Genomic DNA, 21,996 nt, shown 5'->3' with positions numbered 1-21,996 from the left:
AGGTCGTACGGATTCATTTATCAGTATGATGACTAAATATGGGGCTAGTAGTAAATATAGATTTCTTTTAAATCGCATATTATGTTGGATTTAAACTTGTATTAAGTAGTAAAGTCAATAAATAGTTCACATATAGTATGTTAATGAGGTCTTTTATAAGTAAGCCAAAAAAAACAATTAATCTATTCCAATATTCGAAAAAGGTTTATTCATTTTTCCCATACTTTCCATTTAGGGATACCTTTTGAGAATTCATTATCACATAATTGATTATATATAAGCCATTTTTTTTTACTGAAGTTAATTGGTGTGTCGATATGTATTGGATCTTCTTTGTTAAAGTCTCCACCCCATCTTAATTTTTTATTCTTCCGAATCTTATTTAAAAATTTTTTAACATTAATAGGCAATTTATTTCGGTTATTTCTTTTTAAGTCATTTGAAAAGTATTTTCTATTTTCATCTTCGATATTAAAATCAATAGCAAAACCTGCAAGATGATTAGAGAACTTAGCAGGCTTTACAATAGCCCTGCTAATATTCTGACCATTGAATCTAAAACTTTGGTTAATAGTAAGAATTAAATTATTATTCTTTGCGTAATTATCAATTTCTATCAAACGAGGAATAACGCTTTTATGAACTAATATTTGTCTACCTCTAAATGCTATTATATTTTTACCATTATATTCTCTTAATGTTTCAAATTGCTCTGTTTTTAGATGAGTCCAAAATTGAAAATTATGATAACAATAAGATATTATGCTATAAAATATAATAATAAATATTGTTAAAATTATCAATATTCGTTTCATCTAGTTTTTTTGATTGTTAAGTATCTCATTTGCAAATGCTTTTACTTCATAGTGTGGATCTTTTATTTCTAAATCTCTAATGGTACAATTCACTTTACTATTTGTTTCAGAATTTTGATAAATAGCTTCTTCGTTATTTTTACGGATAACCCGCAGGTTCCGCAGCAATCTGAACCACCGTTTGACATAATTCATTTTGTTATTAGGTTAATAGTTTTTTATTTCAATTGTTGATTGAAATATTTTCCTTTCTATTTTCAATAAGTGATAGTTTTTATTCATTCTCATGTTATTAAGTCTCATTAATATGATTGTCAAAGGGTTGTGTCTAGGTAAGAGTGTTGAGTACCTTTTAAATATTTAAAATAATTACTTCTACAATTCGATTATATAACTTTAGATTCAATTTTTTATTATTTCAAAAAATTGATATTTAGCATTTTATTTTATCTTCAAACTTATAGACTACCTTTTAATACTCTTTAGGGGTATCCGTAATACGTCGTTTTAATTTGAAAATTTTTAATATTGTAACTCTAAGAAAGATAAAATTTTCTAATTTATAAGAGGCTTTTTGCAATTTTCACTTTAAATACCACGTTTTATAGCTTGAATAGAAGCGCATAGTTTTATTAATATTTTTTAACGAAGATTATTCCAGTACCTATGACTAAATATTATATTTTTATGTTGTTTTTTAAATGAAACAAGAATTATTAATTTAGAATATATTTTATATTAAAAGTTTGATTTACTAATTTTTATATTCATAAAAGTTCTCGAATAAAAATAGATCATAAAAAAATCATCGAAGACTTATCAAAGAAAGTAGCTGAAGTTTTTAGTAAAACTGAAAAACTAGCAATAGTATCTTCTTTAGAAATATTAATTGGTTTTAGTGGTAGTAATTTTAAAATAGCGAATCAAAATGAATTTATTCAACAAGTCCTGTTAAAATTCCGTGTTACAAATACAGAGTGGACTATTTATGTTAACAGTTTGAATATCGATTCTTTAAAATAGGGTATGAGCTTTTTGAGCAAAGTAGCAAGAGAACGATATGTAACTTTTGTTTATGAAATGATTAGTCGAGGAGCGTTTCCTTATCTTTATGAAGTCTAGTTGATAGATTATTTATATGAAAAAATAACAGGAATTTCAGATGTAAAGTTTCGTAATTCGATGAATAAAAATATGTTGAATTTTATATTAATATTATTTTTCTTGCTCCACGTTGTTTTAAAAATTAAATTTATAAACCATTTTCAGGGAATTGTTTTACTGTGTTACCATAAGTTTTTGTAAATTCTTCTTTCATTAGTAGTGTTTTAATCCATAACAAAATATCATACCAGTTTTCCATTTTATAAATTATTTTATATTCGTCTTTTTTAAATTCAGCCAATAGTTGACCCCCTGGATACACGTATATTTCAGCATTGGAGCTACTATTTTTTATTTCATAATTAATATTTACTAATTCAAAACCAAAATCAAAAGATCTATTATCATAAACAAAATTTATATAAAATAATCTAGGGTTTTGAAGAGAGAAGCCATAATAATTTCCGAAACGAAACAAGCTGTTTTTTGGCAGTAGATATTCATGGATTAATTCACAGTGCAGAAATAAAATATTTTTTTGAAATTCAGTTTCAACTCGTTTATCAGTATTTAATTTATTAAGACTTAAATTAACATATCTCAAAGTTTCTTCTCTACTGTGAGAGTAAATTTTTAATTCATTTTTGGATATTTCAAGTAAATACTCACCAGTACCTTTAAAGTCTGTAAGTCTATAGCTTACAAAATTGTTTTTATTTTTTGGTAACTCCATGCCTTCGAGAATCGTGGATTTTTCTAAAGTTTTTAGTTCTATTCTGAAGGCATTTTGGCTTGCTTTATGGTGTATGACTTGTATTTGAGCAATTATGGAAACATCATTTAAAGTTAAAACATCTAATTCACTAGTCAGATTAGTTGTTAATAAATTATATTGTCCTAGTAAATTAGTCTCTAAAGACTCTTGTCCTAATAATTTTTTAAATAACCCCATATTTTATTAAATTAATTTTTGCTTTATTAAAGTTATATAAAATTAATAGTTTATTTGTTTAAGTATTAATTTTTTATTTAAAATAAAAATTTTTCTGTTTAGAAATCGTGAAAAACAGTTTAATTCTAGTTACAAATTTTGCTCACACCGTTCAATTAAATCGATTGCGCTTGTAAATGTCTCTTCGTCATATATTCTGTTTTAGAATAGTAAATCGTAATTTCATCTTTGCGATGTATCGCAATTTTGTAAATAATAGGAAAAATATTTATTATTTCTGAAATTTGATTTAAAGTATCCTAGAGCATTTTCTTTTTTTTCAAAATTATAACTAAATATTCAATAATACTTGTGGGTTGCCTTAGTATTGTGCTTTATTTTTATAAAAGTTCGATTTGTTCCGCTTGTCACAATTATTCTAATCTAAATTAGTATTTGGAAAGTTGTGATTAAGCATAAAAGTGCTGTTTTTAGTTAAAATAAATTATTCCGTTAACAATTGTGTCTAGGCACAACTTTGTGAAGTAAATTGCTATATTTTTAAGGTTTAAATCACATTATTAAATTAATTACTTACCAATCTACATATAACGCGGATTTAGCGAAGCTATACTGTTATTGAGTTTTAACCTCTTAGTTAGTACACTATCGACTTTATATGTGATTTTTTTGTAGGTAGTCCAATTTTGTTTGAAACATGTTTTTTTTATTAGAAACTAACGATAAGCCCTTATTTGCCCCAATCAATGTTCTTAATTAAAATATGCTTAATTAAAATTTTTGTGATGAATTAATTTTAATATTTAATATTCTTTGAAAAAAAATGTAACTAATTGAAATTCAGTAAATAATGAGTTATTTAAATCTCAATAAACTTAAGACTTAATATCTCGTGTATACCTTTTTTGTAGATTAAAACTAATTTTCAAAATTATGTGACTTACTGCACCTAGAGGGATCATAGCTCTTCCTTGGTCATGCGATAAGATCTTTTGATCTACCCCCGTCATATTTTTAGAAGATTTTCAAAATAGGAATTGAAATTGAGAATTAAAACTGATTTCTATTTTTAGGTTTAACGATAAACAATTTAGTTGTTTTAAAAAACAAGTGTAATAAACTACTGTACTATGTTTAGATTATAGTCTAACAGCTCCACAATAAAAAAGACATATTTAATCAGCTGTAAGGGGTAGAAATATGTCAATCATAAGTGCCTTAAAATTAGTACATTAATTAGAGTTTTTGTATTTTTATATTAAATAAAAAAGCCTTGAAGTACTACGAATACGACAAGGCAAATCAAAAAATGTTTAACGCAAATTAAAATTTATTGACATGACAAATGTACAAATTTATGTTGGTACTTATGCAAAGTACAACAGCGGTAGTATTTATGGGGCTTGGCTCAAATTAGAAGATTATTCAGATTATGAAGAACTTCAAAATGCAATGCGAAATCTTCACAAAGATGAAGAGGATCTAGAATTTATGTTTCAAGAATATGAATGCTCTGAAGCTATTGAAAGTCTAGGTTTAATTAGTGAATGCCATATTTCAAAAAACATTTATGAAGTGATGGGAGCAATAGAAAACTTTGACTATAACGAGGAAGTAATAGAAGCTTATATCTGCTCTTTAGGAAGTAGTGAAAACGATATTCAAGAAATTTTAGAGAAAGTAAGCGAATCTTATTTTGGTGAGTATTCAAGTGATGTTGAATTTATACAAGAACTTTTAGAAGAAACAGGCGATTTAAGCGCAGATTTACCTCCTTATATCCATATTGATTGGGAAAGAACAGCGTATGATATTATGATGGATTATTCAGTTCATAATAACCATTATTTTAGGTTAATGTAATCGTATAACGAAGCCCTCTATATGGGGGCTTTTAAACTTTAAAAATGAAAGCAAGATATATAAGGGTTAGTACAAGTAATCAAAATACAGAAAGGCAATTAGTTAAAAAGCATCCAAATGAAGCTTTGTTTATAGATGTTATTAGCGGTACAATTCCATTTAAAGAAAGACCTAAAGGAAAGGAACTTTTTGATGAAATTGAAAAGGGATTGGTCAATTATATTTCAGTTCATAGTATTGATAGGTTGGGTAGAAATTTATTTGATATCCTGTCAACACTAGAAATTCTTTATGAAAAGAAAGTAAATCTAAAAGTAGATAATTTAGGGATTGAAAGTTTGGTAAATGAGAAGCCGAATCATGCTTTTAAACTCATTATTTCTGTGATGGCGAATATTGCTGAAATGGAAAGAGAATCTTTATTAGAGAGGCAAAGAGAAGGTATAGCAATTGCTAAGGCTAAAGGTGTTTATAAGGGCAGGGTTAAGGGTTCAGTTGAAAGTGATAAAGATGTATTAGAAAGATATAAAAATGTAATTAAACACCTTAAAAATGGGCAATCTTTAAGAAATACAGCTACACTTTGTGAGGTCTCATTAGGCACAGTTCAAAAAGTGAAAACAATTTTTTTTAAAAAAAACTTATAAGAATTGTAAGCGTTAGTTAGTTGTCAATTTTTTATGATTAGATTTTTTTATTTAAATTAAAAACTAAACAGTCAAATAATGCCCTTATATAATAATAAAATTATATTTTTAAACTCCAAATAAAAAAGAACCATCAATCAATGTCAGAAGACCATAAAAAACAATTAGAACAACAACTCTGGAATATTGCCAACACTTTACGTGGTAAAATGAATGCAGATGAGTTTCGAGATTATATATTAGGCTTTATTTTCTATAAATACTTAGCTGAAAAAATGGAAATATATGCCAACAAAATCCTGAAAGAAGGTGGCGATACATTTTTATTCTCTGAAATAGACGAAAACACAGCAACAGGACAAGAATACATAGAAGCAATAAAAGAAGAATCTTTAGAGAAATTAGGCTACTTCTTAAAGCCATCAGAGTTATTCTCAGCAGTTTCTAAACGTGGTAATCACAATGAAGATTCAACAGAAAGTGATCGTGTAGCAGAAGACACTACAGAAACCTATAACACTAAGGATAATTTCATATTAGAGGATTTACAAAAAATCTTAAACAATATCCAAAATAGTACAATGGGTACTGATAGTGAAGAAGATTTTGAAGACCTCTTTGAGGATATGGATTTAAACTCTACTAAGTTGGGGAAGAGTCCAGAAGCTCGTAATGAGATTATTGCTAAAGTACTCGCACACTTAGATAAAATAGATTTCAAATTAGAAAATACAGAGTTAGATGTATTGGGTGATGCTTATGAATACCTAATAGGAAAATTTGCAAGTGGTGCAGGTAAAAAAGCAGGCGAATTCTATACACCACAAGAGGTAAGTACAGTATTGGCGAAGTTGGTAACTACAGGTAAAAAGAAACTGAAATCTGTATATGACCCAACGTGTGGTAGTGGTTCTTTACTATTGCGTGTTGCTAAAGAAGTAGAGGAAGTAAACAACTTTTACGGACAAGAATTAAACCGTACGACTTACAATTTAGCACGTATGAATATGATATTGCACGGTGTGCATTATCGTACCTTTGATATTAAACAAGAAGATACTTTAGAGCATCCACAACACTTAGAACACCGTTTTGAAGCTATTGTAGCCAACCCACCATTTTCTGCTAATTGGAGCGCTAACCAACTCTTTATGAGTGATGATCGATTTAGTCAATATGGTAAGTTAGCACCAGGTAGTAAAGCAGATTTTGCCTTTGTACAACATATGGTGCATCATTTAGCTGAAAACGGACAAATGGCTGTAGTGTTACCACACGGTGCTTTGTTTAGAGGAAGTGCTGAAGGACATATTAGAAAATATTTAATTGAAGAAAAGAATTTTTTAGATGCGGTAATAGGTTTACCTGCCAATATATTTTATGGTACAAGCATACCAACCTGCATTTTAGTTTTTAAAAAATGTAGAGAAAACCCAAACGATATTTTATTTATTGATGCAAGCGCAGATTTTGAGAAAGTGAAAACTCAAAATATGTTAAGTGATGCTAATGTGGCTAAAATTGTTAGCACTTACAGAGAACGTAAAACCGAAGACAAATACTCTTATGTTGCACCTTTAAGTGAAGTTGCAGAAAACGATTATAATTTAAATATACCTCGATATGTAGATACTTTTGAAGAAGAAGAACAAATCGATATTGAAAATGTAGCTACTCAAATCGAAGACTTAGCCGCTGATTTAAAAGAAAATGAAAAACTAATTGCTTCTTTTTGTAAAGAGTTGAATATTAAAACACCGTTTTAAGATGCAGGAAGAAAAAGTGTTAGTGCCGCAATTACGATTTTCAGAGTTTGATCGAGAATGGAGTAATTATAAACTCGGAGATGTTTGTCAAAAAATTCAAGATGGAAATTATGGAGGTAGTTACCCTAAATCAAATGAATTTGTAGATGTAGGAATACCATTTTTAACTTCTAAAGCATTGGGAGGTAACGGTGTGCTAAAAGAGAATAAAGTTGATTTTATATCATTAGAAAAACACAAAGAATTAAAAAAAGCACATTTAAAATTGAATGATGTTCTTTTTACCAATCGAGGTTCAAATGTTGGTTCAATTGGTTTTGTTGATAAAAGAATTTCTAATGGTAATATTGGACCACAACTAACTTTATTAAGAAGTAATAGGGATAGAATTGAACCTTTATTTCTTTATCAAATAATGACCTCTTTTTCGATTATCAAACAGGTTAGGTCGCAAGATAGTGGTAGTGCAATGAATTTTTTTGGTATTACTGCAACTTCTAAATTTAAAGTCGTAATTCCTCAACAAGAAGAACAGCGAAAAATAGCCAATTTCCTAACAACCATAGACAACCAAATACAAACCTTAGAAAAAAAGAAAAGCCTTTTAGAACAATACAAAAAAGGCGTAATGCAGCAACTATTTAAACAAGAGCTAAGGTTTAAAGATGAAGATGGGAATGATTTTGCTGATTGGGAAGTGAAAAAATTAGGAGAGTATTTAATTCAATTTAATGAAAAATCAGAGTATAGTGATCAATACCCCGTGTTAACTTCTTCACGTAAAGGAATAATGTTTCAGACAGAGTATTTCTCAGGAAATCAAGTAGCTAGTAAAGATAATACTGGCTATAATGTTGTGCCAAGAAATTATTTTACTTATCGTCATATGAGTGATGACTTAATATTTAAATTCAATAAAAATACTATTTGTGATAAAGGAATTGTAAGTACACTATATCCTGTGTTTTCAACAAAAAATATTGATAATAAATTTTTAGAATATAAATTAAATGAAGGTTTTGAGATCAAAAGATATGCTTTGTTACAAAAGCAGGGTGGTTCTAGGACTTATTTATACTTTAAAAAATTAGCTAATATGAATTTGAATATGCCTTGTGTAAAAGAACAAATCAAAATAGCAAATTTCTTATTAGCGATAGATAAAAACATAGATTTAGTAAGTACAAAAATAGAACAAACAAAAACCTATAAAAAAGGCTTGTTGCAACAAATGTTTGTTTAAAAATATAAGTATGAGTAAAACATTTAATATATACTGTGATGAAAGTTGCCATATAGAAAACGACCATAAAAAGTTTATGTTTTTAGGTTCGGTAAGTAGTGCTTACAATCAAGTAAAACTGCATACCGAAAACATTAATGACCTAAAAAAGAAACATAATTTTTATGCAGAAATTAAATGGTCTAAGGTTTCAAAATCTAAACTACGTTTTTATTTAGATTTAGTAGATTATTTTTTTGCTACCGATTTGCAATTTAGAACTGTTGGGGTAGAAAAAGCTAAGATTAATAACGATTCTTTTAATCAAGATTACGACGATTTTTATTATAAAATGTATTACTATTTATTAAACCATAATTTAAGTAGTTTATACAATTACAACGTGTATCTAGATATTAAAGATACTTTAAGTGCTTATAAAGTAAACAAGTTAAAAGATATTTTAAATACCAAATTTGGTGTGTTTAGAAATGTGCAAAACATACGCTCACACGAAAGTATAATAATGCAAATGGCAGATTTTTTAATGGGTGCAATTTCTTATTTACATAATGATGAGCATCAAAAAAACAAAGCAAAAGTTCAAATCATAAAAAAGATTCAGCAACATTGTAACGAAGATTTGAGTAAAACCAATTACTCAAAAAAGATGAACCTGTTTTTTATTGAATTAAGATAAGTGTATGCCATTTAATCAGCTAAAAAAATATAACGATTTATTAGATATTACAGGTATGTCGCCACACAACAGAAATACTTCTTTAAGAGGTGTTTTTGATAGAGACATTACTAACAATGCTAATTTTAAGTTTAGAGCAAAACAAATTACACCTACACCTTTAGATGGTTTAATAACAATGGATACATTGTTTAGACATTTAACAACGGTGACTATAGATGAAAAAACGAAAGCAAGAGAGTATGATGTACATCGTTCTCAAAGATTACATTGGGTAAAATATCATATAGACGAGAAAAAGAATGATAATGTACTGGTATATTCTATTAAAGAGCCAAAAGGAAACAGAACCTATATCTATGATAAAAACGAAAAATATGTTATTGTTTTAGAGCCTTTAAGAAATAAAGATGAATATTATTTACTGTCTGCTTACTATGTAAGGGGTAAAGACGAAAAGCGTAGTAAGTTTGAAAAAAAGTATAAAAGAAGATTGACAGAACTATTATAAAAGCAAAAAACGCAGAGCTTCTATGGCTTGCGTTTCTCGATTTCCTTTTCTCAAATGAGAAATGAACTCGGTACAAATATACAAAATGTTTTCAAATATGAATGCTTTTCAACAATTAAGTTACACTTATACGCATTTTTAATACAAGATTGATGCCAAATTAACAAAAATAAATGAGTACACAACCAGAACAAGTATTAGAAAATCAGTTAATAGAACAGTTATCAAATCAAGGCTATACTAAGGTTAGTATTCCAGATGAAGCTTCTTTATTAGCTAATTTAAAAGCACAGTTAGAAAAGCATAACAATATTATGTTTACTGCTAAAGAGTTTGAGCGTGTATTAAATATTCTTAGTAAAGGTTCTGTATTTGAAAAGGCAAAAACATTAAGAGAAAAACAACACATTGTTAGAGATAATGGAGATAATTTATATTTCGAGTTTTTAAATACCGAGCATTGGTGTCAAAATCAATATCAAGTTACCAATCAAGTTACTATTGAGGGTAGTTATAAAAATCGTTACGATGTTACGCTATTAGTAAATGGCTTACCATTAGTACAAATAGAATTAAAGCGTAGAGGTTTAGAAATGAAAGAAGCCTTTAATCAAATAAACCGTTATCAAAGACATTCATTTGGTGCGAAGTCCGCTTTGTTTCAATACGTACAAATATTTGTAATAAGTAACGGTGTAAATACCAAATACTATGCAAATAACAGACATCAATCTTTTAAACAAACATTCTATTGGACGAATAACGAAAACAAGCGTTTAACGAATATTTTAAATGGGTTTACAAGTGAGTTTTTAGACCCTTGTCATATCTCTAAAATGATATGTAAATATATTGTTTTAAATGAAACACATAAAATATTAATGGTGCTGAGACCGTATCAATACTTTGCAGTAGAAAGTATTATAGATAAGGTTAAAAACAGTACACAGAACGGTTATATATGGCACACTACAGGTTCAGGTAAAACGCTTACTTCATTTAAGGCAAGTCAAATTATTATGAAAATGCCACAAGTTAAAAAGGTGGTGTTTGTTGTAGATAGAAAAGATTTAGATTACCAAACCACCAAAGAATTTAATAGTTTCTCTAAAGGCAGTATAGATGGTACAGATAATACCAAAGCATTAGTAAAACAGTTTAGTGACGATACAAAAATCATTGTTACTACCATTCAAAAACTAAATACAGCAATTAGTAAAAAGAACTATTTAGCGAAAATGGAAAAAATGAAAGAGGAACGTATCGTTTTTATTTTCGATGAATGTCATAGGAGTCAATTTGGCGATACACACAACCGTATAAAAGCGTTCTTCAATAACTTTCAAATGTTTGGTTTTACAGGTACACCAATATTTGCAGACAACGCAGTTAAAAACGAATTAGGTAAACGTACTACGAAAGAATTATTTGGTGAGTGCTTGCATAAATACGTGATTACAGATGCAATTAAAGATGAGAATGTATTAAAATTTGCAGTAGAATATGTTGGTAAATACAAACAAAAAGAATCTGCAACAGAAATAGATATTGAAGTAGAAGATATTGACCGTAAAGAGTTGATGGAATCACCAAAACGTTTGGATAAAATAGCAGATTATATTATAGCAAATCATAATCGTAAAACACACAACAAAGAATTTACAGGAATGTTTTGTGTTGGTAGTACAGATATGTTGGTCAATTATTATGATATTTTGCATCGTAAAAAACTAGAAGGTAAACACAATTTAAAAATAGCAACCATATTTAGTTATGTAGCGAACGAAGAAGATGCAGATGCAAACGGATATATTCCAGAAGAAGTAGCAATAGCGGCAGAACCGAATGCTGCGTATACTATAAACCCACATAAAAGGGATAAATTAGAAAGTTATATAGGGCATTATAATGCAATGTTTGGTTCTAATTTTACAACAAAAGATAGCCAATCATTTTACAATTATTACAACGATATATCAAAGAAAGTAAAAGAACGTAAAATAGATATTTTGTTAGTGGTAAATATGTTTTTAACAGGTTTTGATAGCCCATCATTAAACACTTTATACGTAGATAAGAATTTAAAATATCACGGATTAATACAAGCGTATTCTCGTACAAATAGAATTATAAACGAACAGAAATCACAAGGTAATATTGTGGTGTTTCGTAATCTTAAAGAAGTAACAGATCAAGCAATAACGCTCTTTAGCAACAAAGAAGCTATAGATGTTATTATAATGAAACCTTACGAAGATTATACACAGAAATTCAATGAAGGGTATATAGAGTTACTTAAAGTTACACCAACTGTAAATAGCGTTAATGATTTAGTAAGTGAAGAAGATGAATTAGCCTTTATTAAGGCATTTAGAGAGTTAATGCGTTTAAAAAACACAATGACAACCTTTGCCAATTTTGATTGGGAAGATTTGGCAATGGAAGAGCAGTTATTTAATGATTTTAGAAGTAAATATCTTGATTTATGGCAAAAAACAAAAGACGATACTGCTAAAGAAAAAGTATCAATATTAGATGATGTAGATTTTGAGTTAGAATTAATTCATAGTGATGAAATAAACGTTACTTATATTTTAAAACTCTTAGCATCCTTAAAAGATGTTAAGAAAGAAGAGCAAGAAACTAAGAAAAAAGAAGTAGTAGATTTATTAACTGGAGAAGCTAATTTAAGAAGTAAGCGAGCGTTAATAGAAAAGTTTATAGAAGATAACCTTCCTGAAATAGAAGACACAGAAACAATACCGCAAGAGTTTGAGAAGTTCTGGTCAGAAGAACAACAAAAAGCATTTGAAGTATTTGTAAAAGAAGAAAATCTATCATCAGAAAAAACACAAAAACTCATAGAGCATTATCTCTTTGCAGAAAGAGAGCCATTACGTGATGAATTATTAGATTTAATAGAAGGTACAAAACCAAACGTTTTAAAACGTAAATCAATTGGAGATAGAATCTTAAATAAAGTAGTAAACTTTGTAGAGACTTTTATTAATGGAATGGATGGGTAAAAATAATTATTAATAAATGTCAGAAAAGAACACACCACCAAAAAAGAGAATAGAATATCGCGGTAAAAATGTTCGTGTTTCCAGAACAGGAGGTGTTTCTGGAACAAAAACAATTTCAAAAGATGGGTATGGCGCTACTATAAATACCAATCACGGTGTCAGACTTCATAAAAGGCTATTTAAAGGAGCTAGAATGGGGTTTCAGCGTGGTAACTTTCAATTTATAGGAAGGTACAATAGTGGCCCTTTTAATTTCAATATTTCAAAAGGCGGTGTTAGTACTTCTATAAAAAATAAAAGAGGTTCTTATAATATAATGAAACCAAATTATTCAAGTTTCAAATTAGGTGGTATTCAAGTAAGAGGTAAAAACGCAGCTACACTTCAATTAATATTTTTAGCGTTTAGCCTTATTATAAATCTTTTTAAATTTTTATGGTATATTTCGACCACTTTATTGTGGTTTGTATTCTTATCACTAAAATGGATTGTAGATTTTTTCATAGGATTTTACAAAGGATATAAAGGGAATGTTCGTTAGGCTATTTAAATTCCCCACAACCCAAAACCCCTTTCAGAGGCCATAAATAAATAATGGTTATTAACCGATATGGAATTAATAGCCTTGCTATCAAAAGTAGATAGGCAACTGGGACGGTTATATGTTGTGTTGCAAAAAAAATCAAAAAAAAATAGGTGAAATGAAAATAGATTTATAAGTTTATAACAGAAAGCTCAAAAAGCATTTAAAAGGAGTTTGTGCTTATTAGACTTTTCTGTAAAAAATTAATTTTTAGAACTCCCTTACAATAAATTAATCGAACAATAAAATGACCTATTTTTACACAAAAAGTAAGTTTGCTAATCAACTTTTTTACAAAAGGTTACAATTAGCTAATTTGGAACATAAGAGTGGCGTTTTTCATTTTTCAATCATTCCTTTCTTTAACTATTCTGGAAAATATCATATACATTCTGTAGCTGAAAAAGATAAAAACAGAACACTTTACCTAACTATGAAGTCTCAAAATTTAGAAGTAGATTTTGACAATTTGAATCCATTTAATCAATTCTATGTTTCACTATCTCACGATGGTAAAAAGTCAATGATTTTTAATAACGAGGCAGAAGGTATAATTTTAAAATCTTAATATGTTTTTAGTATTTATAGTAATTGGTATTGCAGTAGTTTGGTTTGTACTTGGTAAAAAAGAAGAAGTTGCTAAAGTTAATGTTCAAGGTGGTTTAGATTTGAAATATAAGGAACTTATAGACCATTTTTTAATAATACCAAATATTGAAATAGAGAAAAAAAATAGTTATTCTATGACTTTGGTTGTAAAAGGTGTTAATGTACAAACAAGATTTACGATTGGTCACGGATTTGAGGATGTATCAGTTTTTTGGAATCACCAGAGTATTATGTTTGGAAAACATTCATTAAACTGGAATTTCCCTGAATATTTACCTCAATCCCAAATGATTGACAAAATTGAAAAAGAATTAGAAATATATCAACGGAATTTAATTGGGAATGGCTTTTAAATTATTAAATAGGAATAAAAACAAAGGGTAACAACGTACAAAATTAATTGCTTTGGTTCTAGCTTATTTAGAAAAGTCCTCGCGGACTTTGTATTTAGTTATTATTTGTTAACTTTAGTGCTTAACCACCGCAAAAAATCTTGTACAAACACGTTGTTGGCAAACATAAAAAACATTTATAATTTTAAGAAATATGAAACAGTCAGAAGAATTGAAGAACAAAAACGAATTGAACAACAAGAGAACTACCTTGACCCACGAGGAGAATATGAAAATAATAACTTATCCGAGGCATTACGAAGCAGTACTAACAACAGTCGCTCTTCGAGGGGGGTCAATAGAAGAAGCTTACGAGAAACTAAAAATATTCGAATTTATGAGCTAAATGTTATAGCTGAGTATACCTTAGATTCAAAAATAGAACAGGGTATAAAAAAGGCATTCCCAAAATTTCAAGGTAATCAAAAAATACATGAAATCACAGAGGGTGATATTTACAGAAAAATGAAAATTACGATTTGCCAGCACAGTATATTCTTAATCAAGAACCAACTTGCTACATTAAATGCATAGTTATAGTCAATTCCTCACAAAATAAAACTCAAATTTTTCATACTTCATAATCCTCTGTTTTTTATTTTATTCTTTTTTTGCCAATCTTCAGATTTAATTTCTGATTCAATTCCAAATATTTCAAAAAGGCGTCTCTTTAAAAAATCTTTTACGATTTCTTCATATTCTTTAGGAACAGTGATGCTATCGTGTATAGTTGCCATAAACATAGTAGGATACGAAACTGATAATTCTTTAGTAATCGTATCTAGTATAATTCCTGCTTCCAATTGTTGAAGGAATTTTGCAAACAATTTTTTAGAGGCGTCAATTACTAATTTCTGCCTCTTGTTTCTTTTTCCTTTTCCACGTATTGGCACCTTTAATTCTTTACAGTATTTAAAGTCATGTATAAAATTATTTACAGCGGTTGGATATATCCGTTTAATCTCTTTTAATGGCTTTTTAGCGCTCTCAATAGAAGAATACATATATTCTAATGTTAGTATTTTACAATAGGTTCTTATGTCTTTAAATGGAGTTTCTACGGCATAACCTTTAGCCTGATTATAGACCATATCTTCATAGGTGTCTTTATTGGTTTTTGACTCAATGGTTTTGATGAAATTGGGACTTAAATTTCCCGCAATATGGTTATATATGTCTTCCTTGCAAATCAAGTTTATGTAAGCCTTAAAGTTAATGATAGTCTTAGAATTTAAGATTATAGAATTCATTACAGTAGTAAGCTTATCTTTTACATCCTTACATTTTAATTTCTCTTTTAGTAATTCTAATTTATCTTTAGATTTTATTAGTAGATTAAATACGCCTGCCAACATAAAAGGTTGGGAAGATTTAATATCTAATGAGACTAACTTTTGACTTTTGTGAGATAAGAATTTGCGCAATTCTGACGGTAAATTTGTAAGGTTACTGTGCAGCCGATTGTCTTTAGTGCTTCTTACATAGTACCAGTTTTTAAATCGAATTCTATTTACAGCATGAGCATAAGATTCTTTTTGGGAATCTTTTAATTTTTTATTACTGTTAATCCATTTGAATGCAGCTTCCCAGTCAATTTGTATATTATTGGAATTGAGCCATTTTGTTAAATGTCTGGTGCTTCTGTCTGCTGATTTTTTTCTACGTTCATTTTCTGCTAATTTCTCAATATTTTTATTAAGGTGCTTCTCATAATCAAAATCAATAAACTCGTATACCATAAATTTCTTTTTTTGAATGTCTTTATATCCACTTTTATCATAGAAAGATATTTTATAGCCAATAGATTTATTGTTCTCTTTGTTGTAAGGGATTGTCTTTATAAAGCCTTCTCTTTTTAGAAAGTCCTTGTATTTTTTCAGGTCTTTTTCTAAATAGATATTTAGGTATGCAGAATGCAATCTAACATAACCGTGCACCAGTTTATCTTTTTTAAGAAGTTGTCGATAGCGAATGTGGTCAATTAGAAATGCGGCTTTATCCATTTTTAATTTGTTTTCATCATCTCCACCTAGATGTAAATTGTGCTCTTCGATTGTTTGCTCTAAACGGTCAAATAATTCTTGTTCTATTGTTATAAATGTGTTCTTATATTTCATTTTGTTCTTTTAAAAAATTGCAAAACATTCCCACATGATGTGAAAACACCATTTTGCCTTTGCTGTTAATATTGATTAGTTTTAGCCTAAATAAATTTAAACTGTTTGTCTTGAAGGTTTCAGGTAGACTGAATTACGTCACTATTTTCAATGGGACTAAAGAGTTTAGTATTTCTTTTTTCTTGTAATACCTGCGGTTGCCTATTCCATAACCTTTTAATTTGCCTTTTTTAGTCCATAACCAAAGTGTAGAACTGTCAATCTGCAAAAATTTACAAACTTCAGTCCTAGTCATTAATTCTTCGTGATCTGGAATTGGTGATACTTTTTTTAAATCTCCTAAAAGATTTTTAAATCTGTTGAAAAGTTGCTCCGAAAATTCATCGGGCGTTGTTTGAAGAAATTGAATTGCTTCCATAATTGCATTTGTTTTTAAATTCAATGCAAAAATAGTTCGATATGAGAGGGTCTGACTACCCAGAGTTGGGATATTAGTGGGCTATTGTTGAGTTATTATGGGGAATATATTTTAAACCTCATTTTAGGCTTAATAAATCGTGGTTATTTGTCAGCTTTTCCTATTGTAAAGTCTCGTGTGTTATTATAAAATGGGACTTTATTGTTTAACTCGTTTTTTTGTCGAGAATCAATTTTACTGGGGGTTATATCAAATTCTATAAGAAAGTTAATAAAATATTTCCCCGTGCATAGGATAAGTTTATCAGCTTTCATTCTATAATAAATAAAACTGTAATTAGCTTGGTCTTTTTTTTCATCTTTGTAAGCTTCATGTAATTTTTGAAAAAGAAGATATGCTTTATTATTAGAGAAAATTTTTGGATATGGATTTTCTTGAGATGGTTGATTATAGTTTTGAGATTTAAATTTATTTATAATATCTGGATATATTAATTCGTATTCTTCAATTAAATATTCAATAACTCCTATATAAATTGGGATATAAGACTTTATGACAAATTTTTGAATTTCGTTTATTTCCGCTTGAGAATCTAAAAATACCAATTGATCAATGACTTCTTTTAAGCCCTTCAAGGAAGAGTTTAAATAAAATTTTGATTTGCTGTCAGATTCAGAATTTATAATTAATTGATTTACTTTTTTAAGAAATGAAAATTGACCATTTGGTATTAAATTATCTATTAAATCACTCTCTAAAATTTCAAACCAAAATTTATCTTGAAATTCCGAATAATTTAGTTCAGTAATATATTGTTCATCCTGAATGTGGTAATTTTGAAAATACTCTTCTTTTGTAATGAAAATTTTTTCCCATACACCAAGCCCTTCCCATTCATATTTATAAAAAACTCTCTTAATTTTGTAATCTTCGTCATAGGGTGAAGCTCCATGAGCCATAATAATCTCATCAATCTCATAAATTGTACTAACTTTAAAATTTTTAGTTTCTGGTAATTCCCAAATATTGTGAAACATATATTGTATAGTATTTAATCCTTTTGTGGTTAAAAGAAGTTAGTCATTTCCATGGCTTTATCTTTATTACTTTTGCCGATGTAATTTAAAAACATTGTTTCTGTGCTATGTCCAGTTATGTATATCAAATAATTTGTAGGTATCTCTCCATAATAGTTTGATGCAAACGATCTTCTTCCTATATGAGACGTTACGAGTTCCCATTTTTCAAAAGTACCTGATTGCTTTCTAGTTATCTTGCTACCTTTTTCTATTGGTAATAGTTTACTACCGCTTACAATTTCTTTTATTGTTGCTAATCTACAAACTTCTTTAATGTGTTTGTTATATTTTTGATCAGATAAAGAATACGGGAACTCACCATTCCTTTTGTCAAGTATTTCAATTACTTTTTTATGAAGTGGCACGGTCATCATTTTATTTGTTTTTTTCTGGGTAAATTCGATTAGAGGTTTCAGTATACCATCATTTTTGTTTTTTTCATATCGAATCATTTCTTTTGTAAAACGCATAAAATCTGAAACTCTTTGGCCAGTATAACAGCTTATAATTAACCAATCTTTTGCATTATCTAAACTTTCAGTATAATCAGTTTCTTCTATTTTTTTTAAATCTTCGAAGGTTAAATATATACTTTCAACTTTTATATTTTTAGTTTTAATACTGTCTAATTGGTAGCTGGTTTCTAATCCATTTGATTGCGCATGTTTGCAGAATGTTTTTATAAATCTTATTGCTCTGGCAATTGTATTTGGAGCATATTTATCTTGTAAACAAAAATCTTCAAAATCTTTTTTGAAGCTATTATTTACATCAGAGATTAAAACGGTAGTTTTTTTATTTATTTGGTATTTAGTTATTAGTTTTTTGATTCCGTTAAACTTTGTAATTGTGGCTTTAGTGATATTGTGTTTCTTGTAATCTATATATACATCTATATATTTTAAAAGCTCATTTGTTAAAGCTTCTGCTTTTTGTGGCGGGTTATAGTAGTAATTCATTTCTACTTCTAGCCATTTTTTATCTATTAAGTCAGGGTTGAAATTGTTGAAACTATTTAAAATATGATTTTCTATTTTATTTAGCTCATATTTTATTTCTGTCTGTAAGTTGATAATATTTATATCTTTTGGTCTTTTCATCCTGTGATATTTACTCCAATACTCTTTTGATATTTCAAGCTTTGTGTTTGTTCCAAAAACAAAATCAGTACTATTATTTCGGAATAATAAACGCAAATGTATATTCGATTTATTTTTCACGGAGCGATACAAAAAATTGATGGTAGCCATAAGTTATGATGTTGTCGTACAAATATAATTATATTGTACGATAATTGTACGGCTAAATCCAATCTAATCCAAATTAAACGAAGTTAGATCAAATTTATTTTTATTCAAAAAGCCTGTTAAGTGTTGGTTTTGTTGTGTGTTTTGTTGTTTTACTAGGTTTTTGAAAGGTGTTGGCTTGGATGGTTTGCAGTCCCTCTTTCTCCGCCAAAAGCCTTGCATTTTATGTGAGGCTTTTTTTTATACATCACATTCTGTGATAGAAAAACCTCTTAACTTACTATAAACACTGACTTTACTCGATAATTAAATGGGGTTAAGTGTTTTTTGATAATTTATAACAACACGTCAAAATCCACTTAAAAATGCATAGCATAGGTACCCTATTGTTCCGGGTATATATAGGGTAACGGAAATGTCACCAATTCACTCGTGGTTTGCTAATTATTAAGTATTGATCCGTTATTTATTTTGTTGTAGTTGGTATTCTGCGTTTTAATACGAACTAATAATTGACACCTAAAAATAATTTATTTTCTTTCATTTTTTATATCAAGCGTATTAAGGCAGAGAAAAACTAAAAAGCGAATGTTTATTTAAGAATTATTGTGAACGTCAGGTTTGTAGAGTATAGTTTTTAAAAAAGATAGCTGTGAATAAATGGGTAACTGTTGCGTTCACTAGAAAATATCTTGGAGTAAGATTGTATGTAATCGGAGAAACTTCACACTCCAGATATTTTTCAATCTGAATAAAATAAAATTTTACGGAATCACATATATTTTGTAAATGAAATTGAAGAACGATATAGAAACAGTGTGCGCTTATAAATGAGACAATACTTTTCATAAAAACTAAAGAGATAAAAAAAAAGTGAATTGTATGAATACTTACAAGTAAGAAGAAAATATTAAATAAATTCGACTCATTTTTTATCCATCCTTTAGCAAAACTAAGATTCTAAATACTTTCACATAGATTTTCTAGTTTCTTAAATCGTGTAAAGCCAATATAGGTACATTGGCATTATCACCTAATTCTTTTACCATTGGGTGAGAAAAAACACTTCCGAAAAAATGGTGTTCCTTGTTAATAAAAGCAATCATCTCACTATCTCTACTTTGCGCAAAACAGCGCACCCCTTTTTGTATATTTAAGTTGAATAACTCGTGATGTGTAGAGTTAATGGAATCTAAAATTTGATCGAGTAAAGCTTTGTTCTCTTCTTGCTTTTTACTAAAGGCTCTATCTTTCTTAATATATAAAACTCGAATAGTTGCATTGGTTAATTGCGCAATTTCGATTAAAGTAGCCAATTCAATTTCTTTGTAGTGCGTTTTAAAATTTGTAGGATACACAATTTCATTTGGGGCTTTACAAATAAAACTCCCAGGAATAATAAGAACCGGACAATTTCTAATTTTCTCCATCGTATTCACAGCATTGCTTCCCATAATTAAGTTCTTGTCATCCGTTTCGCCTCGAGTTCCCATAATTATCAACTTAATGTCTTCTTTTTGTACCTTCTTTTTAAGGACATCAATAAAAGAACCAAATTCATTTAGAAAGTTAAATGTATGATTACTATTATCTGTAGTAGCCAATACATTTGTTTTTAACTTCTCCATATTTGTTTCAGCGCGTTCTTTTACCTCATTTATTTTTTTGTTTGTAGGCTCAAGACTCAACAGGTTGTTTTTATCATATCCTGGAAGGTAGTAGGAGTGTAGTATAAAGAATTCGCAAGGTTCTTCCTTATAAAGTGCTATTGCATAATTTATGGCATTGTGTGCATTTTTCGAAAAATCGGTTGGTAATAAGATCTTTTTTTTCATTATATATGTTATTATAAGTTAGTTCAATAAAAGTAGATAAAAGAGCCCTTTTAATTTATGATAATTGTCATTAGACATCGGGTAAAATTAAGAATAGAGTTCTAATCTAGTCTTTTGTAACCACATTCTTATGCAGTAAATTAGGTGTGATATTATAATTTATTAGTAAAAATTTGATATGTATAATTGCTCTTTACAAACAGATTATAGAATATATTTTTATATTGAATTTAGAGGGCTATTAATTACGTGTTTATTCTTCGGAAGGTATTACCAAGAATGGAATGTTCGTATGATATACCATTTGATTAACAACAGGTTTAAAAAGTAAATTCTCAATGAAATTATGATTGCTATAGATCATTATCAAGAAGTTAACTTTGTGTTTTGTTTTAAAAGTTTCTATCGCTTCAACAATATCTTGACCTTCTCCTGTATGAAATAAGTGTGTATTACCTTCGAAGAAAATATCTAAAAAAGCTTCTGTTTGTTCTTGTTTTTCTTTTAAAGGAATATTCTGATAAATGTTTAAAATATGTAAAATAGATGTGTGCTCTTTACAAAGTTCTTTTATTAAAGAAAGGTAGAGGTTAGATTTACTAATTTTATAATCTGTAGGAAACAAAATATCTTTAGGTTTTTCATATTTAAACCCAGAAGGAACTGCAATTATAGGACATTCTAATTTTTTTATGGCATGCATTGTATTGGTGCCAATAAATATTTCTTTAGCACCAGTAGCTCCTTTAGTTCCCATGATTACTAAATCGATATCATGGTTTTTTATAACCTCTGTCATTTCAGATGTTAAGAGGTTTAATGACGCTATAGTAACAAACGTGTGTTTTGTATTCTTAAAATCAGTCTTCAAACGATTTTCAATCTTTTGAAGTTTTTGTGCTGCTATTTCTTTTTCTGCATCTTGTACTGCATAGGTAGAATAATTATCCATCATGCTACCTGTGCTAATGTTTACAGGAGTATATGTATGAAGAATATAAAACTTGCAGTCGACATCTTTATATAATTGAACAGCATAGGAGATGGCATTGTCTGCGTTTTCTGAAAAATCGGTGGGTAATAAGATACTTTTCATATAAGTGTTTTTTA

19 protein-coding genes are annotated in these 21,996 nt (G+C 28.5%); 11 read left to right on the top strand and 8 right to left on the bottom strand.

Annotated features, from left to right (window positions below):
* Window positions 1-209: 209 nt before the first annotated feature.
* Together ES045_RS05485 and ES045_RS05480 are read right to left on the bottom strand one after the other, a co-directional pair.
* Complete coding sequence (locus ES045_RS05485; RefSeq protein WP_147113633.1) at window positions 210-815, bottom strand: M15 family metallopeptidase; 606 nt, start codon at window positions 813-815, stop codon at window positions 210-212.
* 1,252 nt (window positions 816-2,067) lie between these two features.
* On the bottom strand, window positions 2,068-2,871 hold the full coding sequence (locus tag ES045_RS05480; protein ID WP_147113630.1) for a hypothetical protein: 804 nt from the start codon (window positions 2,869-2,871) through the stop codon (window positions 2,068-2,070).
* A 1,338-nt stretch (window positions 2,872-4,209) separates the two neighbouring features.
* On the opposite strand from ES045_RS05480, the gene ES045_RS05475 reads away from it, so the two are divergent.
* From ES045_RS05475 to ES045_RS05425, 11 genes are all read left to right on the top strand, one after another.
* Window positions 4,210-4,734 carry an antirestriction protein ArdA gene (locus ES045_RS05475; RefSeq protein WP_147113627.1) on the top strand — a complete coding sequence of 175 codons (525 nt, stop codon included), beginning with the start codon at window positions 4,210-4,212 and terminating at the stop codon, window positions 4,732-4,734.
* A 44-nt stretch (window positions 4,735-4,778) separates the two neighbouring features.
* Window positions 4,779-5,381, top strand: a complete 603-nt coding sequence (locus ES045_RS05470; RefSeq protein WP_147113625.1) for a recombinase family protein — start codon at window positions 4,779-4,781, stop codon at window positions 5,379-5,381.
* A 140-nt stretch (window positions 5,382-5,521) separates the two neighbouring features.
* A complete protein-coding gene (locus tag ES045_RS05465) occupies window positions 5,522-7,147 on the top strand; it encodes a type I restriction-modification system subunit M (protein ID WP_147113622.1) in 1,626 nt (541 codons plus the stop codon).
* A 1-nt stretch (window position 7,148) separates the two neighbouring features.
* The gene (locus tag ES045_RS05460; RefSeq protein WP_147113619.1) at window positions 7,149-8,390 is read left to right on the top strand and encodes a restriction endonuclease subunit S; all 1,242 of its coding nucleotides are present in this window, start codon (window positions 7,149-7,151) and stop codon (window positions 8,388-8,390) included.
* A 10-nt stretch (window positions 8,391-8,400) separates the two neighbouring features.
* Window positions 8,401-9,069 (top strand): DUF3800 domain-containing protein, encoded by a 669-nt coding sequence (locus tag ES045_RS05455; RefSeq protein ID WP_147113616.1) that lies wholly within the window; start codon window positions 8,401-8,403, stop codon window positions 9,067-9,069.
* Window positions 9,070-9,073: 4 nt separating this feature from the next.
* The gene (locus ES045_RS05450) at window positions 9,074-9,580 is read left to right on the top strand and encodes a hypothetical protein (protein WP_147113613.1); all 507 of its coding nucleotides are present in this window, start codon (window positions 9,074-9,076) and stop codon (window positions 9,578-9,580) included.
* Window positions 9,581-9,753: 173 nt separating this feature from the next.
* Window positions 9,754-12,606, top strand: coding sequence for a type I restriction endonuclease subunit R (locus ES045_RS05445; RefSeq protein WP_147113610.1), 2,853 nt, complete (start codon window positions 9,754-9,756; stop codon window positions 12,604-12,606).
* Window positions 12,607-12,622: 16 nt separating this feature from the next.
* Window positions 12,623-13,147, top strand: coding sequence for a hypothetical protein (locus ES045_RS05440; protein WP_147113607.1), 525 nt, complete (start codon window positions 12,623-12,625; stop codon window positions 13,145-13,147).
* Window positions 13,148-13,505: 358 nt separating this feature from the next.
* Window positions 13,506-13,757: a hypothetical protein gene (locus tag ES045_RS05435; protein ID WP_147113604.1), complete on the top strand. Its 252-nt coding sequence runs from the start codon at window positions 13,506-13,508 to the stop codon at window positions 13,755-13,757.
* A gap of 1 nt (window position 13,758) precedes the next feature.
* Window positions 13,759-14,151 (top strand): hypothetical protein, encoded by a 393-nt coding sequence (locus ES045_RS05430; RefSeq protein ID WP_147113602.1) that lies wholly within the window; start codon window positions 13,759-13,761, stop codon window positions 14,149-14,151.
* Window positions 14,152-14,307: 156 nt separating this feature from the next.
* Window positions 14,308-14,724, top strand: coding sequence for a hypothetical protein (locus tag ES045_RS05425; RefSeq protein WP_147113599.1), 417 nt, complete (start codon window positions 14,308-14,310; stop codon window positions 14,722-14,724).
* A 44-nt stretch (window positions 14,725-14,768) separates the two neighbouring features.
* On the opposite strand, the gene ES045_RS05420 is transcribed toward ES045_RS05425, so the two are convergent.
* The 6 genes from ES045_RS05420 to ES045_RS05395 all read right to left on the bottom strand — a co-directional run bounded on the left by ES045_RS05420 (window position 14,769) and on the right by ES045_RS05395 (window position 21,982).
* A complete protein-coding gene (locus ES045_RS05420; RefSeq protein WP_147113596.1) occupies window positions 14,769-16,307 on the bottom strand; it encodes a hypothetical protein in 1,539 nt (512 codons plus the stop codon).
* A 133-nt stretch (window positions 16,308-16,440) separates the two neighbouring features.
* A complete protein-coding gene (locus tag ES045_RS05415; protein ID WP_147113593.1) occupies window positions 16,441-16,725 on the bottom strand; it encodes a helix-turn-helix domain-containing protein in 285 nt (94 codons plus the stop codon).
* Window positions 16,726-16,868: 143 nt separating this feature from the next.
* On the bottom strand, window positions 16,869-17,762 hold the full coding sequence (locus tag ES045_RS05410; RefSeq protein WP_147113591.1) for a hypothetical protein: 894 nt from the start codon (window positions 17,760-17,762) through the stop codon (window positions 16,869-16,871).
* Window positions 17,763-17,791: 29 nt separating this feature from the next.
* Window positions 17,792-19,054 carry a tyrosine-type recombinase/integrase gene (locus tag ES045_RS05405; RefSeq protein WP_147113589.1) on the bottom strand — a complete coding sequence of 421 codons (1,263 nt, stop codon included), beginning with the start codon at window positions 19,052-19,054 and terminating at the stop codon, window positions 17,792-17,794.
* A 980-nt stretch (window positions 19,055-20,034) separates the two neighbouring features.
* Complete coding sequence (locus ES045_RS05400) at window positions 20,035-20,886, bottom strand: universal stress protein (protein ID WP_147113586.1); 852 nt, start codon at window positions 20,884-20,886, stop codon at window positions 20,035-20,037.
* Window positions 20,887-21,139: 253 nt separating this feature from the next.
* Window positions 21,140-21,982, bottom strand: a complete 843-nt coding sequence (locus ES045_RS05395) for a universal stress protein (RefSeq protein ID WP_147113583.1) — start codon at window positions 21,980-21,982, stop codon at window positions 21,140-21,142.
* Between the last annotated feature and the right edge of the window lie 14 nt (window positions 21,983-21,996).

The sequence above is a fragment of the Polaribacter sp. IC073 genome (assembly GCF_007997075.1).
Lineage (GTDB): Bacteria > Bacteroidota > Bacteroidia > Flavobacteriales > Flavobacteriaceae > Polaribacter.
This window is presented reverse-complemented; position numbering and strand designations above follow the sequence as displayed.